Genomic DNA, 18,482 nt, shown 5'->3' on the forward strand with positions numbered 1-18,482 from the left:
ACGGGGCGTCAGGGCTGGCGGGGGCCCGTGCCGTCCGGGCCGGCGGGGATCCGTGCCGTCAGGGCGGGAGGGGATCCGTGCCGTCAGGGCGGGAGGGGATCCGTGCCGTCCGGGATCACTTCGCGTCGCCGTAGCACTCCACCACGGCCGTCGTGAACGGGAACAGCACCGGGGTCTCGCCGAAGACGACGTGCGCGGCGCGGGCCGAGGCGGTGCGGATCGCCTCGGTGACGGCGGCCGCCTCGGCGTCCGGGCAGTGCACGATGACCTCGTCGTGCTGGAAGAAGACGAGCTCGGCGCGGAGCCCGGCGAGCTCCTGGCGCAGGGCGGCGAGCAGGGCCAGGGCCCAGTCCGCGGCGCTGCCCTGCACGACGAAGTTGCGGGTGAAACGGCCGCGGGCGCGGCCGGCCGGGGTGCTGCCGTAGCCGGGCCGGTCGTCCTCCTCGGCGGCCTGGGGGATGCCGGCCTCGTCGGGCAGGGCCGTCGAAGCCGGCGGGCACGTGCGCCCGAGCCAGGTGCGGACGAGGCGGCCCTCCTCGCCCGCGCGCGCCGCGTCGTCCACGAGGGCGACGGCGGCCGGGAAGCGGCGGCGCAGGTCGGCGAGGTTCTTCAGGCCGTCGCCGGAGGTCTGGCCGTAGATCGCGCCGAGCAGGGCGAGCTTGGCCCGCTCGCGGTCGCCGGCGAAGGCCCGGTCGGACAGCGCCGCGTACAGGTCGCGCTCGCCGCTCGCGGCCTCCATCAGGCCCGGGTCGCGGGAGACGGCGGCCAGGATGCGGGGCTCCATCTGATCGGCGTCGGCGACCACGAGCCGCCAGCCCGGGTCGGCGACGACGGCGCGGCGCACGACGCGGGGGATCTGCAGGGCGCCCCCGCCGTTGGTGGTCCAGCGGCCGGAGACGGAGCCGCTCGGCACGTACTCGGCGCGGAAGCGGCCCTCGCGCACCCACGTCTGCAGCCAGGAGCGGCCGTGGGCGGTGTGCAGCCGGTACAGCTTCTTGTACTCCAGCAGGGGCTCCACGGCCGGGTGGTCGACGGCCTTGAGCTCCCACGCCCGCGTGGAGGACAGGGCGATGCCCCGGCGGGCGAAGGCCCGGACGATGTCGGCGGGCAGATCCGGCCGTACGCGGACCTCCTCGCCGTCCCTGCTGAAGGCGCGGGACACGGCCTCCGCCAGCTCGGCCAGCCGCCGGGGCTCCAGACCGCCCGGGAAGTGCTCGCCGAGCAGCTCGTCCAGGAGCGCGCGGTGGGCGTCGGCGCGCCACGGCAGGCCGGCGCGGTTCAGCTCGGCGGCGACCAGCGCGCCCGCGGACTCCAGGGCGAGGAGCAGCAGGAGCCGCCCGGGGTGCTCGCTCGCCCGGGCCCGGGCGAGCTGGGCGGCGTGCACCTCGATCAGGGCGTCGAGCGGATCCGCGCCCGGCGGCAGCGGCACCGGCCCCGGCTCGAACAGCGACGGCTGCCCGCCGGCCGCGCGCGGCGGCGGATCGGCGGGCACGGGCAGCCCGCGCAGCCGCGCCCACGCCGCGGCGAGCGACCGCGGCTGCCCGGACTGGCCCTCCTCATGGCCGATGAGGAGGTGCTCGGCGGCCTCCACGTCGTAGCACCGCTCGACGCGCAGGCCCGCCGCGAGCAGCTGCGGATAGTGCTGCGCGGTGGACCGCCACACCCACCGCCCGACCCCCGGCCGCGCCCGCACCGCCTCGGCCAGGCTGCCCGCCGACTCGACCGGCCCGGCGGGCTCCCCCATGAGGTCGACGGGGCGGAGACGGACACCCCCGTCGCCCGTCTCCGCCACCGCCAGCCTCACGGGAAAGATCCTGCCAGCAGGCACTGACAATCGCCGTGACCTGCGGGGTTGCGGGTCGCGGGCTACGTTGGGGGTATGACCGGAAACGGAAACTGGCAGGTGGCCGCGGACGTGGAAGGCCGCCCGACCCGGCAGGGCTGCACCCACCTGGACGAGGCGGCCGCCGAGGTCACCCCGAGCACGACGGAGGGCTGCGAGGACTGCCTGCGCACGGGCGGCACGTGGGTGCACCTGCGCGAGTGCCTGGTCTGCGGCCACGTCGCCTGCTGCGACAGCTCCCCGAACCGGCACGCGAGCGCCCACGCGCGCACCGTGCCCGGACACGACCTCGCCCGGTCCTTCGAACCGGGCGAGGAGTGGGCGTGGTGCTACGCGGACGAGCTGCTGCTGGTGCCGACGTAGACCACCGGGGTCAGAACACCGGGGTCAGACCGCCGCCGGCTGCGGCTCCCCCGTGAGTGCGGTCAGCAGCCGCCCGGCGAACTCCGCCGGGCGCTCCGTGACGCCCAGGTGGCCGCCCGGGAACTCCGCCAGCGGGCTGCCGGTCAGCTCCGCGAGGCGGGCGGCCGGCCCGTACAGCCCCACCTGTCCGCGCGACTCCCGGCCCGCCGCCGGGACCAGCTGGTGCGCGGCGTCGCGGAGAGCGGCGACGTCCGGGGCCCACCCGGTGAACGGGCACAGGATGTGCTCCAGGAAGACCGGGAGGTTGGCGTACATCCGCGGCGCCATCTCCTGGATCTCGGGCGGCAGTTCGGCCTGGTGATCCGGCGACCGGTCGCCCCCGAGCCCCTCGCTGAAGCGGGCCATCGCCGCACCGGCCCCCTCCTTGCGGAAGATGTCGCGCACCTCCGCGTAGAGCGCCCGGTACGGTGCGGGGTCCTCCAGCAGCTCCACGAGCGGCGGTTCGTGGGCGACGACCCGCCGCACCCGGCCGGGGTGCCGGGCCAGCAGGTCGAGCGCGACGATCGCGCCCGCGCTGCAGCCGAGCACGTCGGCGGGCTCGTCCGGTGAGAGCAGTTCGAGCAGCCGGTACGCGTCGTCGCTCCACACGACCACCCGCTGGTCGGCGACGGGGCCGTCGAGCGGGCTGCGGGACATGCTGCGCGGGTCGAAGGAGACCACGGTGTACCGGGTCGCCAGGTCCCTGGTGACGGCCTTGTACAGGCCGGCGTCGGCGCCCGCGCCGGGTATCAGCAGGAGGACCGGGCCGCTGCCGCGCTGTTCGTAGTAGAGGGTGGCGCCGGGCACGTCGAGGGTGCCGGTGGTGGGCTCGTTCGTCACTTGTTCTTGCTCCCGTCGTGTCGGGACGGCCAGTTCTCCAGCACCTGGTGGAGCGCGTCGAGCGAGCGCGCCCAGGACTCCCCGATGTCGCGGGAGTGGCCGAAGCCGCCGCCGAGTTCGAGGTGGATGTAGCCGTGGAAGGTGCTCCGCAGGAGGCGGCCCGCGTCGGTCAGGTCGGGTTCGGCGAGGTCGTAGGCGCGCAGCATGCCGTAGGTCAGCTCGACGCTGCGGCGGAAGCCTACGGAGCCTGCGACCTCTTCCGGCTCGAACCGCATCTGGGTCGCGGCGTAGCGGCCGGGGTGGTCGAGGGCGTACTGCCGGTAGGCGTCGGCGAAGGCGACGAGCGCGTCCTTCCCGGCGCGCCCGGCGACCGCCGCGGCGATGCGGTCGGTCATCTCCTCGGACCCGAGCAGCCCGATGCGGACGCGCAGGTCGCGCAGGTTCTTCACGTGCGAGTACAGACTCGCGTCCTTCACGCCGAGCCGCCGCGCGAGCGCGGAGACGGTGACGTTGTCGAGCCCGCCCTCGTCGGCCATGTCGGCGGCGGCCGCGGTGACTTTGGCGGCGGTGAGTCCGGCGCGGACCATGGGGGATCTCCTCTTTCCTAGGGCCTCTAGGAAAGAGACTAGCATCTCTAGATCATTTGGGTATGGGCATATCGACCGTCCGGACGACACGAAGAAACGGTCGCCCCTCACCCGTACGTGTGCGACTACCGTCGTTCCCGGGAGACGTCGCCACGAGATCGCACACCATTTCGCCCATGGGAGCAGTGATGGCCGCAGAAGCCAGGCGTGAGCAGCAGGAGCGAGCCACCCCGGAGAACTGGATGTACCCGCCGGCCGACGGCTGGACGTACGACCAGGTGAAGGAGCTGGTCCTGCCGTTCGACTGGGAACTTCTGGATGGGAACATCGTGGTACGAGGGGCAACCAAGTGGTGGCACAACCGCGTTCGGGACCGGCTGTACTTCGGTTTGGAGAGCGCCAGGCGCGAGCCGTTTGCCGTTGATGTGGAGCAGCCGGTCTTCATTGACGAGCACAACGTGCCGAAACCGGATGTCGTGGTCTTCGACAAGATCGGGCTCGATATCCGCACCCTGGACTGCATCCCTGTCGAGAAGGTCGCCCTCGCCATCGAGGTCGTGTCCCCGAGATCACGCAGGGAAGACCGCTTCTCGAAGCCGGGTATGTACGCCGAGGTCTGCATCGACCAGTACTGGCGCGTCGAGCGAGGGGAGGACGATGTCCCCAGGGTCCACGAGTTCTGGCTGCACCCCGAAGCGGGTGTCTATGCGCCCGCCCCCGACCGCCCCACCCACACCACCATCCTCAAGACCGACGTCCCCTTCCCCGTCGAGATCGACCTGCGCAGCCTCATCGAGGTGTGACCCGTTCGTCCGCCATCTCGTAAGCCCCCGCCTCCAGACGGGCGATGAGGCCGCGGGTCCAGGCGTCACCCGACTCCGCCGTGTGGATCCACAGCCCCATGATCTCGGCGATGTGCCCCCAGTCCTCGCCCTCCGCAGGAGTCCAGTGGCGGCGGATCTCCTCGCGCCACTCCTCCAGGGCCGCCACCCGCTGCCGCAGCAGGGCGATGGCCTCCGCGCGCGGGAGGTCGGTGAGGAAGCCGACGCCGGCCGTGAGGACGTCCGTCTTCTCGTCGTGGGCGGAGAGGGCGTGCCGGAGCAGGCGGAGGTACTCCTCCTCGCCGTCCGGCGTCAGTTCGTACTCCGTGCGGGGAGGGCCGCCGGCCTCGCTCGGGGCCGTGTCGTGGGCGACGAGCAGGCCTTGCTTCGCCATCGCCTTGAGCGCGTGGTAGATCGAGCCCGGTTTGGCGTTGGACCACTCGTGCGCGCCCCACATCTCCATGTCGTTGCGGACCTGGTAGCCGTGCGCCCGCCCGTGCTGCCGCACGGCTCCCAGGACCAGCAGCCGGATCGCCGACATCTCGCCTTCCGTTCCCCTCGCTCCGCCATCGCTCGGATGCTCAGGTTAGGCGGAGCCGGAGGGGACCGGCTTTGTCAACCCCCGTCGGAGTCCACGTCAGCGTCCACGTCAGGCGCCGTCGCCGCTGCCGGAGGCCTGCGCCGCCTCCGCCACCAGTTCGAACGCCGTCTTCCCGTCGAGCGACTCGCGGATGACGTCGGCGTGCCCCGCGTGCCGCGCGAACTCCTCGACCAGGTGGAGGAGCAGCCACCGCATCGACACCCGGCTGTCCGCCGGGAACCACGGGGCTTCCGGCAGCGGGAACGTGTCCTCCAGGCTGGGCACGGAGCGGATGAACTCCTCCGTCTCCGCGGCCACCTTCTCCCAGTGGGCGAGCACCCCGGCGACCGTCTCGCCCTCAAGGAGGCGGAAGCCGTCGGCCCACGAGGACGGGTCCTGCTCGGTCTCCGCTCCCCGGCCCTGGGCCAGCCGCAGCCAGTTCAGCTCGGCCTGCGCCACGTGCTTGACGAGCCCGCCGAGGGACAGCTCGCTCGCGCTCGGCTTCAGCGCCGCCTGTTCGTCGGTCAGGCCGAGCAGCGCGCGGCGCAGGCCGCCCCGCTGGGCTTCTACGAAGGCCAGCAGCGTGCCGCGCTCGTCGGCGACGTTCTTCTCGATCACGTGCGTGGGCATGGTTCCCCCGTCGTTTTCTGTGGTTTCCCGGTCGGTCGTGAGTTGGTCGTGATGAGCTCAGGCTAGGACTGATTGAGGTCAGATTCGGTCCTAGAACACCCTCGGAGCGAGAACCTCCTCGGATGGGAACCTCCTCGGAGCGGGAACCTCCTCAGAACGGGAACTTCGTCCGCCCGTGCTGGATCGAGATCCACTTCGTCGTCGTGAACGCGTCCACCATCGCGTCCCCGTTCAGCCGCCCGACCCCCGACGCCTTCTCCCCGCCGAACGGCACGATCGGCTCGTCGTGGACGGTCCCGTCGTTGACGTGGATCATCCCGGAGTCGATGCGCTTGGCCACCCGCACGCCGCGCTCGACGTCCCACGTGTGGACGGCGCCGCTCAGCCCGTACGGCGTGGCGTTCGCCAGCCGGATCGCCTCCTCCTCGCCGTCGAAGGGGATGATCAGCGCGACGGGACCGAAGATCTCCTGGCCGAGGATGGCCGCGTCGGCCTTCAGGCCGGTCAGGACGGACGGCGAGACGAGCGTGCCCTCGGCCCCGCCCCGTACGAGCGCGGTCGCGCCGTCCGCGACGGCCTGCTCGACGAGCGCGCCGATGGCCTCGGCCTGCCCGGCGTGGATGAGGGGGCCGATGTGGGTGGCGGGGTCGCCGGGGTCGCCGACCTTGAGGCTCTTGACCTTGGCGACGAACTTCTCGGTGAACTCCTGCTCCACCGAGCGGTCCACGAGCACCCGGTTGGCGGCCATGCAGACCTGCCCCTGGTGGATGAACCGGCTGAAGACCGCGGCGTCGACCGCGTAGTCGAGGTCGGCGTCGTCGAGGACGATCAGTGCGCTGTTGCCGCCGAGCTCCAGGATCGTGCGCTTGAAGTGGCCGGCGGCGACCGTGGCCACGTGGCGCCCGACCTTGTCGGAGCCCGTGAAGGAGATGACCTTCGGGACCGGGTGCTCGATGAGCGCGTCGCCGATCTCCGCGATGTCGGTGACGACGACGTTGAGGACGCCGGCCGGCAGCCCCGCCTCCTCGAAGACCTTGGCGACCAGCCCGCCGCCGCATATCGGCGTGTTCTGGTGCGGCTTGAGGACGACCGCGTTGCCGAGCGCGAGCGCCGGCGCGACGGACTTGACCGACAGCAGGAAGGGGAAGTTGAACGGGCTGATCACGCCGACGACGCCGACCGGCACCCGGTAGAGGCGGTTCTCCTTGGTGTCGTCCGGCGACGGCAGGATCCGGCCCTCCGCGCGCAGCGCGAGGTGCAGCGCCTCGCGCAGGAACTCGCGCACCAGGTGCAGCTCGAACGCCGCCTTCAGCGCCGTGCCGCCGCACTCCGCGGTGATCGCGGCGGCCAGTTCCGCCTCCCGGTCGTCGATGATGCGCAGCGCGCGCTCGAAGACGAGCCGGCGGGTGTACGGGTTGGTGGCGCCCCACGCGGCCTGGGCGCGCTCGGCGGCCCGGTAGGCCTGGTCGATCTCGGCGACGCCGGCGACGGTGATGGAGGCGAGCTTCTCCCCGTCGTACGGGTTGAAGTCGACGATGTCCCACGAGCCGGTGCCGGACCGCCACTCGCCGTCGATGTACTGGAAGGCCAATTCTTCGAAGTAGGACATGTGCCATCCCTGCCTGGAGATACGGGGGCGCTCGCGGCGCCCGAACCGGAATGCGCTCCTGATGGGACGTCATCGTACTGATGTGTCACATGAGTTGGAGCAGCCGCCTCAGCAGGTCGCGGGTGGCGAGCGGCGAGAGGCTGTCCTCGTGCAGCCGCTCCATCACCCTTCCGTACTGCGCCACTTCGTCGGGCTTGTCGAGGTAGAGCGCGCTGGTGAGCTGCTCCAGGTAGACCACGTCCGAGAGGTCCGACTCGGGGAAGCGGAGCATGGTGAAGGCGCCGCTCTCGCCCGCGTGCCCGCCGTGCGCGAAGGGCATCACCTGCAGCGTCACGTTGGCCTGCTCGGAGATGTCCATGAGGTGCTGCAGCTGGCCGCGCATGACGGCCTCGCCGCCGTACGGGCGGTGCAGCGCGGCCTCGTCGAGGACGGCGTGGAAGTGCGGGGCGCGCTCCGAGAACAGCAGCTTCTGGCGCTCCATGCGCAGCGAGACGCGGCGCTCGACCTCCGCCTCGTCGGCCGCGGGCTGGCCGCGCACGACGACGGCCTGGGCGTACCCCTCCGTCTGCAGCAGCCCGTGCACGAACTGCACCTCGTAGATCCCGATGTGCGAGGCGGCGCCCTCCAGCCCGACATATGTCTGGAACCAGCCCGGCAGCACGTCGCCGTAGCTGTGCCACCAGCCGGCGACGTTGGCCTCGCGGGCGAGCCCGAGCAGCGCCTCGCGCTCCAGCTCGTCGGTGACTCCGTACAGCGTCAGGAGGTCTTCCACGTCGCGCGCTTTGAAGCTCACCCGGCCCAGCTCCATACGGCTGATCTTCGACTCGGAGGCGCGGATCGAGTAACCGGCCGCCTCGCGGGTGATGCCCCGCGACTCCCGCAGCCTCCTGAGCTGGGAGCCCAGGAGTATGCGGCGCACCACAGAACCGCTCGACTCGCTCGTGGCCATCTTTGCGACTCCTCCTCTTCCGGTTCCGTCACCGGCCTTGTCGCTGCTCGCCGCTCCCGCCCTCTCCGGGGGCGACCCCCGCAACCCCCGGCCGTGAAGTCTGCCATCTCCGCGCCCCGTTGAGTGTGCATTGAGTGTGCATCCGGCTACCCGGAGGGGAGTAGATCGGAGGTCGTACGGAAGAGGGCGTAGGAAGAATTGCGGACGGACGCGAACGTGCGCCCCCAAACCCCCCACGTGCACGTGCATCTGCCCTTGCATCCGCCACGCGCATTGGGAACGATGGGGAACGCACACGTGCGTGTCACGTCCACGATTGCCAGGAGTGCCTCGGATGGGTACCGAAGGATCGACTGTGCTCTCTCCCCTGTGGCGAGGGCTGCCACCGATCGCCCCATCGGCCGTCTCCAACTCGGCATCCTGCGCGCTCCCGCCCCGCTTCGAAGCGGTCCGGACGGCCCGCACGTTCACCAGAACGACCCTGCAGGGGTGGGGCCTGGGCGGACTCTTCGACGACGTGGCGCTCGTCGTCTCGGAGCTGGTCACCAACTCCCTCCGCTACGCCCTGCCGTCCGAGCCGATATCCGGCGGCGTCTACGAGCCCCCGGTGCGGCTCCATCTCATGCGGTGGACGTCGCGGCTCGTGTGCGCCGTGCGGGACCCCAGCGAGGAGAGCCCGACGGCGGGCGAGGCGGACGCGTCGGCGGAGTGCGGGCGCGGGCTGTTCCTCGTGGAGTCCTTCAGCGACACGTGGGGGTGGCACCCGCTGGCGGGAGCGCTGCACGGCAAGGTCGTGTGGGCGCTGTTCCGGCTGCCGCGGGAGCAGCACGCGTAGAGATATCCCCGATCAGCACGCGTAGGGAAACCCCCCGATCAGTCGGTCACCAGATAGTCGAATTCGCCGTCCTTGATCCCGCGCAGCATCGCATCGATCTCCGCAGGCGTGTAGACGAGCGCCGGTCCGTCCGGATGACGGGAATTGCGCACGGCGACTCCACCGCCCGGCAGCTTGGCGAACTCCACGCACGAACCCTGGGAGTTGGAGTGCCGGCTCTTCCGCCAGACGACGCCGTCGAGGTCCGCGGCAGCCATGCCGTTGTACGCGTGAGGCACAGGACTCTCCCGGAGAATTGCAGGGCACCCCGGCCCGCCCGGCGGCGAATGGTGGGGTTGACAACTACTCCCGGATCATAGCTGTGTTCACATGCTTCTGCATGAGCGAATGCACGTGCACTTACGGTGTTCCCGCACTTCTTCAGCGTGACTACACCAACGTGACCAGGCCTTTCAGCGAATCACCCGCTACTTGCCCGTAGCGGCATACGGCAGGAGTGCCATCTCACGAGCGTTCTTGACGGCCCTGGCCAGGGCGCGCTGCTGCTGGACGGTGACCCGTGTCACCCGGCGGCTGCGGATCTTGCCTCGGTCCGAAATGAACTTCCGCAGGAGGTCCGTGTCTTTGTAGTCGATGTACGTGATGCCCGCCGCCTCCAGGGGATTGGGGCGGGGCTTGAGGTCCTTGCGGCGAGCGGGGCCGCGGTCGGAACGGCGCGTCATGAAGAGTCCTTGAATTCCTTCGGGTGTCAGGAAACCGGGTGGCGGGAAACGGGGTGTCAGGAAGCCGGCTGTCAGGGGACCTGGTGTCAGGAAACGGGGTCGAGCAGGGCGTCGAACGCCGCCGGCAGGCGCCGCCACGCGGCGGGCCCGCCCCCGTATTCGGCGTCGGTCAGCAGGCAGGACTCCAGCAGCTCGCGCAGCCCCTCGCCGTCGAGTCCGGGCGAGGTGAAGGTGAGGTGCTGGACGCGGTCGCCGTGCTCGGGGTCCCAGTCGAGGGAGGCGGCCACGCGCCGTTCCGGCGGCACCATGTCCCAGGCGGCGTCCGGCAGCGCCGCGAGCCAGGGCCCGGCGCTCTCCACGCACAGCGCACCGCCCGCGGCGTCCCACGCCAGCAGCGTGTCCGGCCGGTCGGCGAGCCAGAAGCGGCCGCGGCTGCGCGCGGCGGCGCAGCACAGGTCCTCCAGCGCGGCGTAGAGCCGGCCCGGGTGGAAGGGGCGGCGGGCGCGCCACACGAGCGTGGTGACGCCGTCCGCATCGGCCTCCTGGGGCAGCAGGGCGCAGGCGGGGTGCTGCCGGGCCGCCGCGGCTTCCACGTCGAACCCGGCGAGCGCGGCGGCCGCGAGCTCGGCGGAGCCGGCGGCGATGGGGCGGGCGGCGGGGGCGAGTTGGGCGAGGAGGGCGTGGTCGGCGGCGTCGGCGGGTGCGACGGGCGAGCCGAAGGCGGTGCCGCCGGAAGCGGCCGCGTGCTCTGCGGTGTTCTCCGCTGAGGTCTCTGCCGGGTTCCCTGCCGCATTCTCCGCCGCGTCCCCCGCCGCGTTCCCCGCCGCGCCCCCCGTCGTGTTCTCCACCAGCGCGAGCACCGTCGGGTACTCCAGCTGCCGGGCGAAGGTGTCGGCCACGGTGCGCTGGTCGCTCGCCGCGGCGGTCAGCCCGGCCTCGGCGAGGTCGTCGCCGCAGGCGAGGGCGGGCAGGACGAGAGCGGGGTCCACGGCCGTGATCACGCCGGTGAGGCGCAGGTCCTCGCCCGCGTGGGCGGCCACGACCTCGGCCATGGCCTTGGGCTCGACGGAGTCCCACAGCTCGACGACGGCCAGCCGGCAGGTGCCCGCCGCGGCGAGCCGCTCCAGCTCGGGCATGAGGTCCTCGCGCAGGGCGCAGCAGGCGCAGTCGTTGACGAGCGGGGCCTCGCCCTCGTCGAGGACGCCGGTGCGGTCCCGTACGGTCCGGCGGACCGTGCCGCCGGCGGCCGCGGCCAAGTCGTGGTGGAGGGCGACGCTGCCGGGGACGGTGCGGAGGAGGTGCTCGACCGCGGCCCGGCGGGCGTCCGCGTGCAGACCGGCCACCAGGGCCACGGGCAGGGGGTGCGGCGCGGTCACCGCGGGCCTCCGCGCTCGCCGTTACGGCTTCCCGTCCCGTTACGGCTTCCCGTCCCGTACCGGCGCTCGAACCGCTCGACGCGCCCGGCCGTGTCCAGGACGCGGGCCGTGCCGGTGTAGAAGGGGTGGCTCGCCGAGGAGATCTCGACGTCGACGACGGGGTACGTCCTGCCGTCCTCCCACTCGACGGTCTTGTCGCTGGTGGCGGTGGACCGGGTGAGGAAGGCGAATCCGGCCGCGCGGTCGCGGAAGACGACGGGGCCGTAGGGCGGGTGGATTCCGGGCTTCATGGCGGGTCAGCGCTCCTCTCGGAAGGCGACGTGGCGACCGGCGACGGGGTCGTACTTGCGCAGCTGCATGCGGTCGGGGTCGTTACGGCGGTTCTTGCGGGTGACGTAGGTGTATCCGGTGCCGGCCGTGGACCGGAGCTTGATGACGGGGCGTAGCTCGTTGCGGGCCATGGGGGCTACTATACAGAAATGGTTTCCATTTTCATTAGGAGGTTCGCCGCATGTCCGCCCACTGCCAACTGACCGGCCGCAAGCCCGGCTTCGGCAACAACATCTCCCACTCCCACCGCCGCACGTCCCGGCGGTTCGACCCCAACATCCAGACCAAGCGCTACTGGCTCCCCGGCGAGGGCCGCCACGTACGGCTGCGGCTGAGCGCGAAGGGCATCCGGACGGTCGACGCGATCGGCATCGAGGCCGCGGTCGCCCGCATCCGGGCGCGCGGCGAGAAGGTCTGAGGAGGACGGAAAGCCCATGGCGAAGAAGAGCAAGATCGCGAAGAACGAGCAGCGGCGTCTGACGGTCGCCCGGTACGCGGCCCGGCGCGCCCTCCTCAAGGCGGTCATCCGCAATCCGCAGACGCCGGAGGAGGAACGGCTCGCCGCCGCGCGCGAACTGCGGCGCCAGCCGCGCGACGCGAGCGCCACGCGCGTCCGCAACCGCGACTCGGCGGACGGCCGCCCGCGCGGCTACCTCCGTACGTTCGGCCTGAGCCGCGTGAACCTCCGCAAGGAGGCCCACGCGGGGCATCTGCCGGGGGTGCGGAAGTCGAGTTGGTAGGGGCGGGGCGCGAAGGCGCGGGGCCGGCGGGTCAGAGGGGGCTCGCCGGCCTCGTCCGTGTCCGGCGGGGCACTTGGCAGGTGTGCCCGGCTCCGGTTCGATGGTCCGGCGGCACGGATCCGACAGTCCGCCCGCACCGAGCGCACTCCGCACCGCACCCGCACATAAGCGTGGCCCCGCATAAGCGTGGTTCCCACATACGCGTGGTCCCGCACGCACGCGCATCCGCACCGCGAGAGGAGCCGGAACGTGATCCACATGACCGAGACCCTCGCCGTCCACACGATCGAGGGCTTCCTCACCCCTGACGAGACCGCCGAGCTGACCAAGGTGCTGGACGAGCACCTCGCCCTCACCGGCTGGGTTCCCGAGCGGCCTTCCGACGGACTCGTCCCGCCCGGAGCCGCCCAAGAGATCCTGGCCGCCGGCATCGAACGCGCCCTGCCGGCGATCCGCAGGGTCTTTCCGTCCGCCGCCGCCGCAACGCCGTGGGACTACCACGACCTCGGGCCCGGCGACCGGATCGATGCGCACCTGCACGGCGTCGGCGCCCCGGACGCGCGGCCCCAGCGGGTCGCGCGCGTGGCCTTCCACCTCCAGGAGGCCGAGCGCGGCGGGCAGTTCTACGTCGACACCTGCTCCGCCGAGGACCTGTGGACCGGGCGCACCGCGGGCCCGGGGAGCGCCTTCCTGCCGGGGACGCGCTTCGCGCGGGAGATCTCCCACGAAGGGCGCCCGGAGGACCTCGCGGCCCTGGACGGCGTCCCCCGCACCCGCTGGACCAGCGCGCCGCCCGCCAGGACGGCCGTCGTCTACGGCGCCCAGCTCGTCCACGGCGTCGAAACCGTCGTCGAGGGACGGCTGCGGAAGCTCATCACGAACCTGATGGACGGATAGCCGGACGGATAGTGGGACGGACGGCTAGGCGCCGGAAAACATGCGGCCAGGCGGCGGAAACATGCGGCGGAAAGCCGTCCGGCCCGCCGCTCACCTTCCAGTGAGCGGCGGGCCGGGGAGACTGCCGGTGCTCAGAGCTGGCCGGCCGCGGCGATCGTGATCTTCGCCTTGGTGGTGCCGCTCTGCGAGCCGTACCCCTCGATCTTCTTGACGAGCGCCATGCTGTCCTCGTCGGCGACCTCGCCGAAGACGACGTGCCTGCCGTCCAGCCAGTCCGTCACGACCGTCGTGATGAAGAACTGGGAGCCGTTGGTGTTCGGGCCGGCGTTGGCCATGGACAGCAGGCCCGGGCGGTCGTGCTTGAGCTTGAAGTTCTCGTCGGCGAACTTCTCGCCATAGATGCTCTTGCCGCCGGTGCCGTTGCCGGCGGTGAAGTCGCCGCCCTGCAGCATGAAGGCCGGGATGACGCGGTGGAAGGAGGAGCCGGCGTAGCCGAAGCCCTTCTCGCCGGTGCAGAGGGCGCGGAAGTTCTCCGCCGTCTTCGGGACGACGTCCTCGAAGAGGTTGAAGGTGATGCGCCCGGCGGGCTCGTCGTTGATGGTGATGTCGAAGTAAACCTTGGTCGTCATGCCCTCATCCTGACACTTCGGCCCTCATAGCCGCTGCTCAGGCACCCCGAACGGCCCTGTTGAGGTGAGCCGGGCCACACCCGGTGCCATGGTGATGGTGTGACGACGACGATGGAGCCGCCCCTGGTCGTGGGCGTCGACGGGTCCGCCGGCAGCCTGCAGGCCCTGGACTGGGCCGTGGACGCCGCCACCCGCCACGGCGTGCGGCTCCGCATGGTCTACGCCTCCCGCTGGGAGCGCTACGAGTCCCGTCTGCCGGCCAACGACGAGCCCTCCCCCGAGGCGGTCGCCGAGGAGCGCGTCATCGCCGTCGCCGCGCTGCGCGCCCAGGGCCGCAATCCGGCCCTCGCCGTCGAGGCGGACGTCCTCCCCGAGGAGCCGCTGAACGCCCTGCTGGACGAGTCCCGCCACGCCGTCGCGCTCGTCACCGGCCCGTCGGGCCGCGGCACCCTGACCGGCCTGCTCCTCGGCTCGGTCAGCCTCTCGGTCGCGGCCCGCGCCCACTGCCCCGTGGTCGTCGTACGGGGCGGCGACGCGAACGTCCGCGGCGAGCACGGCCGGATCGTCGTGGGCGTCGGCGATCCCGAGGAGGCCCCGGCGGCCCTCCGCTTCGCCTTCCGCGAGGCCGCGGCGCGCGGCTGCGGCGTCGAGGCCGTACGGGCCTGGCGGCATCCCGCCCACCAGTCGGCGGACCACTACCCGCTGCCCACCGACGACGCCATCGAGCACGAGGAGCTCGCCGGGCGCGAGCTGACCGAGGCCCTGCGCGAGCCGCAGCGCGAGTTCCCCGGCGTCACCGTGCACCGCACCGTCTACGAGGGGCACGCCCGCAAGGCGCTGATCGACGCGTCGGCGACGGCGGACCTGCTGGTCGTCGGCTCCGTGCGCCGCCGCCGCGGCTTCGGCCTCCAGCTCGGCCGTGTCAGCCACACGGCGCTGCACCACGCGGAGTGCCCGGTGGCGGTCGCGCCGCAGGAGTGACCCCCACGCGACAGCCGACCCTCGCTTGAACGTGTTCAAAAAGCCGTCTACAGTCTCGATCACCAAAGCTTTTGAACACGTTCAAGAAGGGGTGGGGACGTGGATCTCACAGTCATCTCGTACGCCATCTACCTGCTGATCAGCCTCGGCCTCATGGCCTGGGTCGCCCGTACGCTCAGCCGCAACGGGCGCGTCTTCCTCGCCGACGTCCTGCACGGCAACGAGAAGCTCGCGGACGCCGTGAACCACCTCCTGGTGGTCGGCTTCTACCTGGTCAACCTCGGCTTCATCGCCCTGTACCTCCAGGACGACACGACGATCACCGATGCCCGCGGCGTCTTCGAGGTGCTCTCGCGCAACCTCGGCGTCGTCTTCCTCGTGCTCGGCGCGATGCACCTCGGCAACGTCTACGTCCTGAACCGGTTCCGCCGCCGCGGCCTGATGGACCGGGAGCAGGTCCCGCCGGTCGCACCGCAGGGGTACACGGGGCCGCAGGGGCCGTGGATCGTGCCGGCCGGACCGGTCGGAGCCGGACCGGTCTCGCCGGCCGGCGGGCACTGAGCCCGATGGCGACCGCTGCCGCCGCCGACCGGGCCGCCACCGATCTCCGGAGCGTCCCGGTCCGCCGGCTCACCGTCCTCTACGACGCGCACTGCTCCCTCTGTACCTTCGTCCGCAACTGGCTCGTGCGACAGCAGCAGCTCGTACCGCTCGACCTCGTGCCGGCCGGGTCCGACGAGGCCGGGCGCCGCTTCCCCGGGCTTGACCACGCCGCCGCGTACGAGGAGATCACCGTCGTCGGCGACGGCGGCCAGGTCTACCGGGGCGCCTCCGCCTGGATCGTCTGCCTGTGGGCGCTCTCCGCGTACCGCCCGCTCGCCCACCGGATCAGCACCCCGTCCGGGATGGTCTTCGCCCGCGGGGCGGTGCTGGCCGCGGCCCGGTACCGCGGCTCGCACTGGCCGCCGCCCGCGCTCGCGCCCGCACCCGGCGCGAACGGGTGGGTGTACCAGCAGCCTGCCGGCGGCTGCGACGTGCGTCATGCGTAGCCGCACCCTGGCCGGCCTCGCCGCCTTCGGCGCCGTGGCGGTGCTGACGGCCCTGGTGGTCCTGCTGAGCCCGCCCGCCGGCTCGGCGGAGCGCGAGGAGGTGATCGGCTCCTGGCGCAGCCACCAGGCCGGGGCGCTGACCCTGCGCGCGGACGGCACGGTCACCGCGGAGCGCGTCCCCACCGCCTTCGCCGCGGACGGCGAGCGGCCCACCGCGTGGTTCAGCGGCCGCGGCACCTGGTCCCTGAAGCGGAAGCCCAAGCTCGGGCACCAGCGGATCCGGATCGAGAACGAGGCCGGGGAGACGTACGAGGTGTCGATCGCGGGGGAGGGCGCCCGCGACGGCCTGTTCATCAAGCCGCCGGGGGACACGGCCACCCGGTTCCGCTTCAAGAAGACCCTTTAGGCTCTGATCCGTGCCAGCAGCAGAGAACGAGCCCCGGCCTGCGAAGAGCGGAACGCCCGCGAAGAGCGAGAAGCTCGCCAAGGGTGAGAAGCCTGCCCAGGGTGAGAAGCCCGCCAAGGGCGAGAAGAGCGAGCAGACCCGCACTCTGATCCTGGAGACCGCGATGCGGCTCTTCCAGGAGCGCGGCTACGACAAGACCACCATGCGGGCCATCGCCCAGGAGGCCGGGGTCTCCGTCGGCAACGCGTACTACTACTTCGCCGGCAAGGAACACCTCATCCAGGGCTTCTACGACCGGATCGCCGCCGAACACCAGGCGGCGGTCCGCGAGGTGCTGGACCGGGAGACCGACCTGCAGGCGCGGCTGTCCGGCGTGCTGCAGGCCTGGCTGGACATCGCCACGCCGTACCACGAGTTCGCGGCCCAGTTCTTCAAGAACGCCGCCGACCCGGACTCCCCGCTCAGCCCGTTCTCCGCCGAGTCCGAGCACGCGCGGGAAGCCGCCATCGACGTCCACCGCGAGGTGCTCGCCGGAGCCAAGGGCAAGGTCCCGGCAGAGCTGCGCGACGTCCTCCCCGAGCTGATGTGGCTCTCCCAGATGGGCCTCGTCCTCTACTGGGTCTTCGACCGCTCACCCGGCAGCGAACGCACCCGCCGCCTCGCCGACCGCGGCGCCCGCCTGACGGCGCGGAGCATCGCCCTGGCCCGCTTCCGGGTGCTGCGCCCGATCGTCCTCGAAATCCACGAGCTGTTCACGGACTTCCTGCCGGGGATGGCGCAGACGGCGGTCGCACGCAAATCGTGAGCGGCAACGATGTGAGCGGCTGCGTGAGCGGCTAGCCGTGGCTGGCAGCGGCTCTAGTACAGGACCTCGCCCATCGGGGAGCTGTCGCCGACGATGTAGGCGCGGATCGACGCCAGGTACGCATCGCGGCCGACCCGTCCGTCGCCGTCGGCGTCCAGCGCGTCGAACGCGGCGGCGGCGTTTCCGGGCGGGTTGTTCAGCGCGGTGCGCAGGAGCGTGAATTCGGCCTTGCCGAGGGCGCCGTCCCCGTCGGCGTCGGCGAGGTCGAAGAGCGCGCCGAGGGCGAACCGGCAGACGTTGTCGAACTTGTCGGCGCCCACCCATGCGTTGTACTCGTCGAAGGTCAGCTTCCCGTCGCCGTCGGCGTCCATCGACCCCCACGCCTTGTGGGCTTCGGTGCGGGCGGCGACGACGAGCGGATCGTCCTCCGTGCGTTCCGTCGCCAGGACGGTCCGGTCGACCCGGGAGAGGTAGTCGTGCGCCGCGATGACCCCGTCCCCGTCCGCGTCCATCATGGCGAAGACGCGCTCCCTCGCGGTGGTCGCGGCTGCGGCTACCGCTGCGGCTGCGTCTGCGGCGGGCGTAGTGCTCACGGGAGGTCTCCTCTTGATCGAGTGTCGGCGTCCTGATCGCGTCGTGCTCGGCGGCAACTCGCCGCCGGCGCTTCCTACCCGGCGCCTCCCGGGGCCCATACCGCCGGTGACGGCCGGACCGGGCGAGGCAGGAGGAAAGGCGTGCGCGACCGCGCGTCGGACGGCCGTGCGCGGGCGGGGCGCTTCGAGGCGCCGGGGCAGCGGATGAGCCCCAGGGGTAGCCAAGGGCCGGTAGCCGAGAGCGGTGCAAAACGTACTGGAGGGCACATGTTCGGTAAGCGCGGCGCGGCATTGACCCTGGGTTCCCTGCTGCTGGTGGGCTCTTCGCTGGTGTGGGCACCGGCGGGCCGGGCGGGGACGGGCCGGCACGAGGACCATGAGGGCGGCTTCCTCTGCACGGGCAGCAGCCGGAGCCACTACGACCCACCGCTCGTCCTCGAACCCCGGCTGACCCGTGTCCGGGCGGACGTCACGTACAGCTCCTGCACCGTCAGGCCCGGTCGTACGGTCGCGGCCACCAGCTCCTTCGACGGGGTCTCGCCGGCGGCGTCCTGCCTCACGCTGTCCGGGGGGAGCGGAGAGGAAACCGTCCAGTACGCCGACGGTCACCATTCGTTGATCGTCTACGACAGCTCCAGAATCCTCCGGGCTGCGGGTGTCCTGGCCCTCGTCCAGTCGGGCCGGGTCACCGAAGGGCGCGGCAAGGGGCACCCCGCGCGGCGAACCATCACTGGTGCGCCCCGCGAACTGCCCACGGACTGCCTCGCCCCCGGCCTCCGAGATGGCGACAACGAGGTCCAGCTGGAGATCCAGCCCTGACGGCGGACTCCCTCCCGGGCATGAGCCGGGCGAGCCGTC

Annotated in this window: 26 protein-coding genes; 12 read left to right on the forward strand and 14 right to left on the reverse strand. The window is 72.0% G+C overall.

Annotated elements, in window-relative coordinates:
- Window positions 1-115: 115 nt before the first annotated feature.
- Window positions 116-1,804 carry a bifunctional 3'-5' exonuclease/DNA polymerase gene (locus B7P34_RS04350; RefSeq protein WP_106674426.1) on the reverse strand — a complete coding sequence of 563 codons (1,689 nt, stop codon included), beginning with the start codon at window positions 1,802-1,804 and terminating at the stop codon, window positions 116-118.
- A 75-nt stretch (window positions 1,805-1,879) separates the two neighbouring features.
- Between B7P34_RS04350 and B7P34_RS04355 the strand changes: the two genes are divergently transcribed.
- Entirely contained in the window at window positions 1,880-2,206 is a 327-nt protein-coding gene (locus B7P34_RS04355; RefSeq protein WP_106674427.1) for a UBP-type zinc finger domain-containing protein, read from the forward strand.
- A 24-nt stretch (window positions 2,207-2,230) separates the two neighbouring features.
- Here the strand turns inward: B7P34_RS04355 and B7P34_RS04360 are convergent, their stop codons facing one another.
- Entirely contained in the window at window positions 2,231-3,085 is an 855-nt protein-coding gene (locus tag B7P34_RS04360; RefSeq protein ID WP_106674428.1) for an alpha/beta fold hydrolase, read from the reverse strand.
- Entirely contained in the window at window positions 3,082-3,672 is a 591-nt protein-coding gene (locus B7P34_RS04365) for a TetR/AcrR family transcriptional regulator (protein WP_106674429.1), read from the reverse strand. Before B7P34_RS04365 ends, B7P34_RS04360 begins: the two co-directional genes overlap by 4 nt.
- Window positions 3,673-3,848: 176 nt before the next feature.
- Here B7P34_RS04365 and B7P34_RS04370 point away from each other — a divergent pair, with 176 nt between their 5' ends.
- Window positions 3,849-4,475, forward strand: coding sequence for a Uma2 family endonuclease (locus tag B7P34_RS04370; protein WP_223267490.1), 627 nt, complete (start codon window positions 3,849-3,851; stop codon window positions 4,473-4,475).
- Here the strand turns inward: B7P34_RS04370 and B7P34_RS04375 are convergent.
- From B7P34_RS04375 to B7P34_RS04390, 4 genes are all read right to left on the reverse strand, one after another.
- Window positions 4,462-5,034, reverse strand: a complete 573-nt coding sequence (locus tag B7P34_RS04375) for a PadR family transcriptional regulator (RefSeq protein WP_106674431.1) — start codon at window positions 5,032-5,034, stop codon at window positions 4,462-4,464. The genes B7P34_RS04370 and B7P34_RS04375 overlap by 14 nt on opposite strands.
- Before the next feature lie 108 nt (window positions 5,035-5,142).
- Complete coding sequence (locus B7P34_RS04380) at window positions 5,143-5,703, reverse strand: DinB family protein (RefSeq protein ID WP_106674432.1); 561 nt, start codon at window positions 5,701-5,703, stop codon at window positions 5,143-5,145.
- 151 nt (window positions 5,704-5,854) lie between these two features.
- On the reverse strand, window positions 5,855-7,312 hold the full coding sequence (locus B7P34_RS04385) for an aldehyde dehydrogenase family protein (RefSeq protein WP_106674433.1): 1,458 nt from the start codon (window positions 7,310-7,312) through the stop codon (window positions 5,855-5,857).
- An 85-nt stretch (window positions 7,313-7,397) separates the two neighbouring features.
- Window positions 7,398-8,261, reverse strand: a complete 864-nt coding sequence (locus tag B7P34_RS04390; RefSeq protein ID WP_106674434.1) for a helix-turn-helix domain-containing protein — start codon at window positions 8,259-8,261, stop codon at window positions 7,398-7,400.
- A gap of 355 nt (window positions 8,262-8,616) precedes the next feature.
- On the opposite strand from B7P34_RS04390, the gene B7P34_RS04395 reads away from it, so the two are divergent.
- Window positions 8,617-9,096 (forward strand): ATP-binding protein, encoded by a 480-nt coding sequence (locus B7P34_RS04395; protein ID WP_223267491.1) that lies wholly within the window; start codon window positions 8,617-8,619, stop codon window positions 9,094-9,096.
- A 38-nt stretch (window positions 9,097-9,134) separates the two neighbouring features.
- On the opposite strand, the gene B7P34_RS04400 is transcribed toward B7P34_RS04395, so the two are convergent.
- From B7P34_RS04400 to rpmG, 5 genes are all read right to left on the reverse strand, one after another.
- Window positions 9,135-9,353 (reverse strand): DUF397 domain-containing protein, encoded by a 219-nt coding sequence (locus B7P34_RS04400; protein ID WP_194960818.1) that lies wholly within the window; start codon window positions 9,351-9,353, stop codon window positions 9,135-9,137.
- Between the two features lie 210 nt (window positions 9,354-9,563).
- Window positions 9,564-9,818, reverse strand: a complete 255-nt coding sequence (gene rpsR, locus B7P34_RS04405; protein ID WP_106674437.1) for a 30S ribosomal protein S18 — start codon at window positions 9,816-9,818, stop codon at window positions 9,564-9,566.
- 86 nt (window positions 9,819-9,904) lie between these two features.
- The gene (locus B7P34_RS04410; RefSeq protein WP_223267492.1) at window positions 9,905-11,194 is read right to left on the reverse strand and encodes a GTP-binding protein; all 1,290 of its coding nucleotides are present in this window, start codon (window positions 11,192-11,194) and stop codon (window positions 9,905-9,907) included.
- Entirely contained in the window at window positions 11,191-11,484 is a 294-nt protein-coding gene (locus B7P34_RS04415) for a type B 50S ribosomal protein L31 (protein ID WP_106674438.1), read from the reverse strand. The genes B7P34_RS04410 and B7P34_RS04415 overlap by 4 nt, the downstream gene beginning before the upstream one ends.
- A gap of 6 nt (window positions 11,485-11,490) precedes the next feature.
- On the reverse strand, window positions 11,491-11,655 hold the full coding sequence (gene rpmG / locus B7P34_RS04420) for a 50S ribosomal protein L33 (protein WP_106674439.1): 165 nt from the start codon (window positions 11,653-11,655) through the stop codon (window positions 11,491-11,493).
- A 50-nt stretch (window positions 11,656-11,705) separates the two neighbouring features.
- On the opposite strand from rpmG, the gene rpmB reads away from it, so the two are divergent.
- The 3 genes from rpmB (at window position 11,706) to B7P34_RS04435 (ending at window position 13,161) form a co-directional block, all read left to right on the forward strand.
- Window positions 11,706-11,942 carry a 50S ribosomal protein L28 gene (gene rpmB / locus B7P34_RS04425; RefSeq protein ID WP_106674440.1) on the forward strand — a complete coding sequence of 79 codons (237 nt, stop codon included), beginning with the start codon at window positions 11,706-11,708 and terminating at the stop codon, window positions 11,940-11,942.
- A gap of 16 nt (window positions 11,943-11,958) precedes the next feature.
- On the forward strand, window positions 11,959-12,264 hold the full coding sequence (rpsN, locus tag B7P34_RS04430) for a 30S ribosomal protein S14 (RefSeq protein WP_106674441.1): 306 nt from the start codon (window positions 11,959-11,961) through the stop codon (window positions 12,262-12,264).
- A gap of 249 nt (window positions 12,265-12,513) precedes the next feature.
- Window positions 12,514-13,161: a hypothetical protein gene (locus tag B7P34_RS04435; protein ID WP_106674442.1), complete on the forward strand. Its 648-nt coding sequence runs from the start codon at window positions 12,514-12,516 to the stop codon at window positions 13,159-13,161.
- Between the two features lie 131 nt (window positions 13,162-13,292).
- On the opposite strand, the gene B7P34_RS04440 is transcribed toward B7P34_RS04435, so the two are convergent.
- The gene (locus tag B7P34_RS04440; RefSeq protein ID WP_106674443.1) at window positions 13,293-13,790 is read right to left on the reverse strand and encodes a peptidylprolyl isomerase; all 498 of its coding nucleotides are present in this window, start codon (window positions 13,788-13,790) and stop codon (window positions 13,293-13,295) included.
- Window positions 13,791-13,889: 99 nt separating this feature from the next.
- On the opposite strand from B7P34_RS04440, the gene B7P34_RS04445 reads away from it, so the two are divergent.
- From B7P34_RS04445 to B7P34_RS04465, 5 genes are all read left to right on the forward strand, one after another.
- Complete coding sequence (locus B7P34_RS04445) at window positions 13,890-14,771, forward strand: universal stress protein (protein ID WP_223267493.1); 882 nt, start codon at window positions 13,890-13,892, stop codon at window positions 14,769-14,771.
- A 99-nt stretch (window positions 14,772-14,870) separates the two neighbouring features.
- Window positions 14,871-15,332, forward strand: a complete 462-nt coding sequence (locus tag B7P34_RS04450) for a hypothetical protein (protein WP_106674444.1) — start codon at window positions 14,871-14,873, stop codon at window positions 15,330-15,332.
- Between the two features lie 5 nt (window positions 15,333-15,337).
- Entirely contained in the window at window positions 15,338-15,820 is a 483-nt protein-coding gene (locus B7P34_RS04455; protein WP_106674445.1) for a thiol-disulfide oxidoreductase DCC family protein, read from the forward strand.
- Complete coding sequence (locus tag B7P34_RS04460; protein ID WP_106674446.1) at window positions 15,813-16,226, forward strand: hypothetical protein; 414 nt, start codon at window positions 15,813-15,815, stop codon at window positions 16,224-16,226. The genes B7P34_RS04455 and B7P34_RS04460 overlap by 8 nt, the downstream gene beginning before the upstream one ends.
- A gap of 10 nt (window positions 16,227-16,236) precedes the next feature.
- Window positions 16,237-17,031, forward strand: a complete 795-nt coding sequence (locus B7P34_RS04465) for a TetR/AcrR family transcriptional regulator (protein ID WP_223267494.1) — start codon at window positions 16,237-16,239, stop codon at window positions 17,029-17,031.
- Window positions 17,032-17,084: 53 nt separating this feature from the next.
- Here B7P34_RS04465 and B7P34_RS04470 read toward each other — a convergent pair whose 3' ends face one another.
- A complete protein-coding gene (locus B7P34_RS04470) occupies window positions 17,085-17,624 on the reverse strand; it encodes an EF-hand domain-containing protein (RefSeq protein ID WP_223267495.1) in 540 nt (179 codons plus the stop codon).
- A 267-nt stretch (window positions 17,625-17,891) separates the two neighbouring features.
- On the opposite strand from B7P34_RS04470, the gene B7P34_RS04475 reads away from it, so the two are divergent.
- On the forward strand, window positions 17,892-18,443 hold the full coding sequence (locus B7P34_RS04475) for a hypothetical protein (RefSeq protein WP_106674448.1): 552 nt from the start codon (window positions 17,892-17,894) through the stop codon (window positions 18,441-18,443).
- Window positions 18,444-18,482: the final 39 nt, after the last annotated feature.

The sequence above is a fragment of the Streptosporangium nondiastaticum genome (genome assembly GCF_003011965.1).
Taxonomy (GTDB): Bacteria; Actinomycetota; Actinomycetes; order Streptomycetales; family Streptomycetaceae; genus Streptomyces; species Streptomyces nondiastaticus.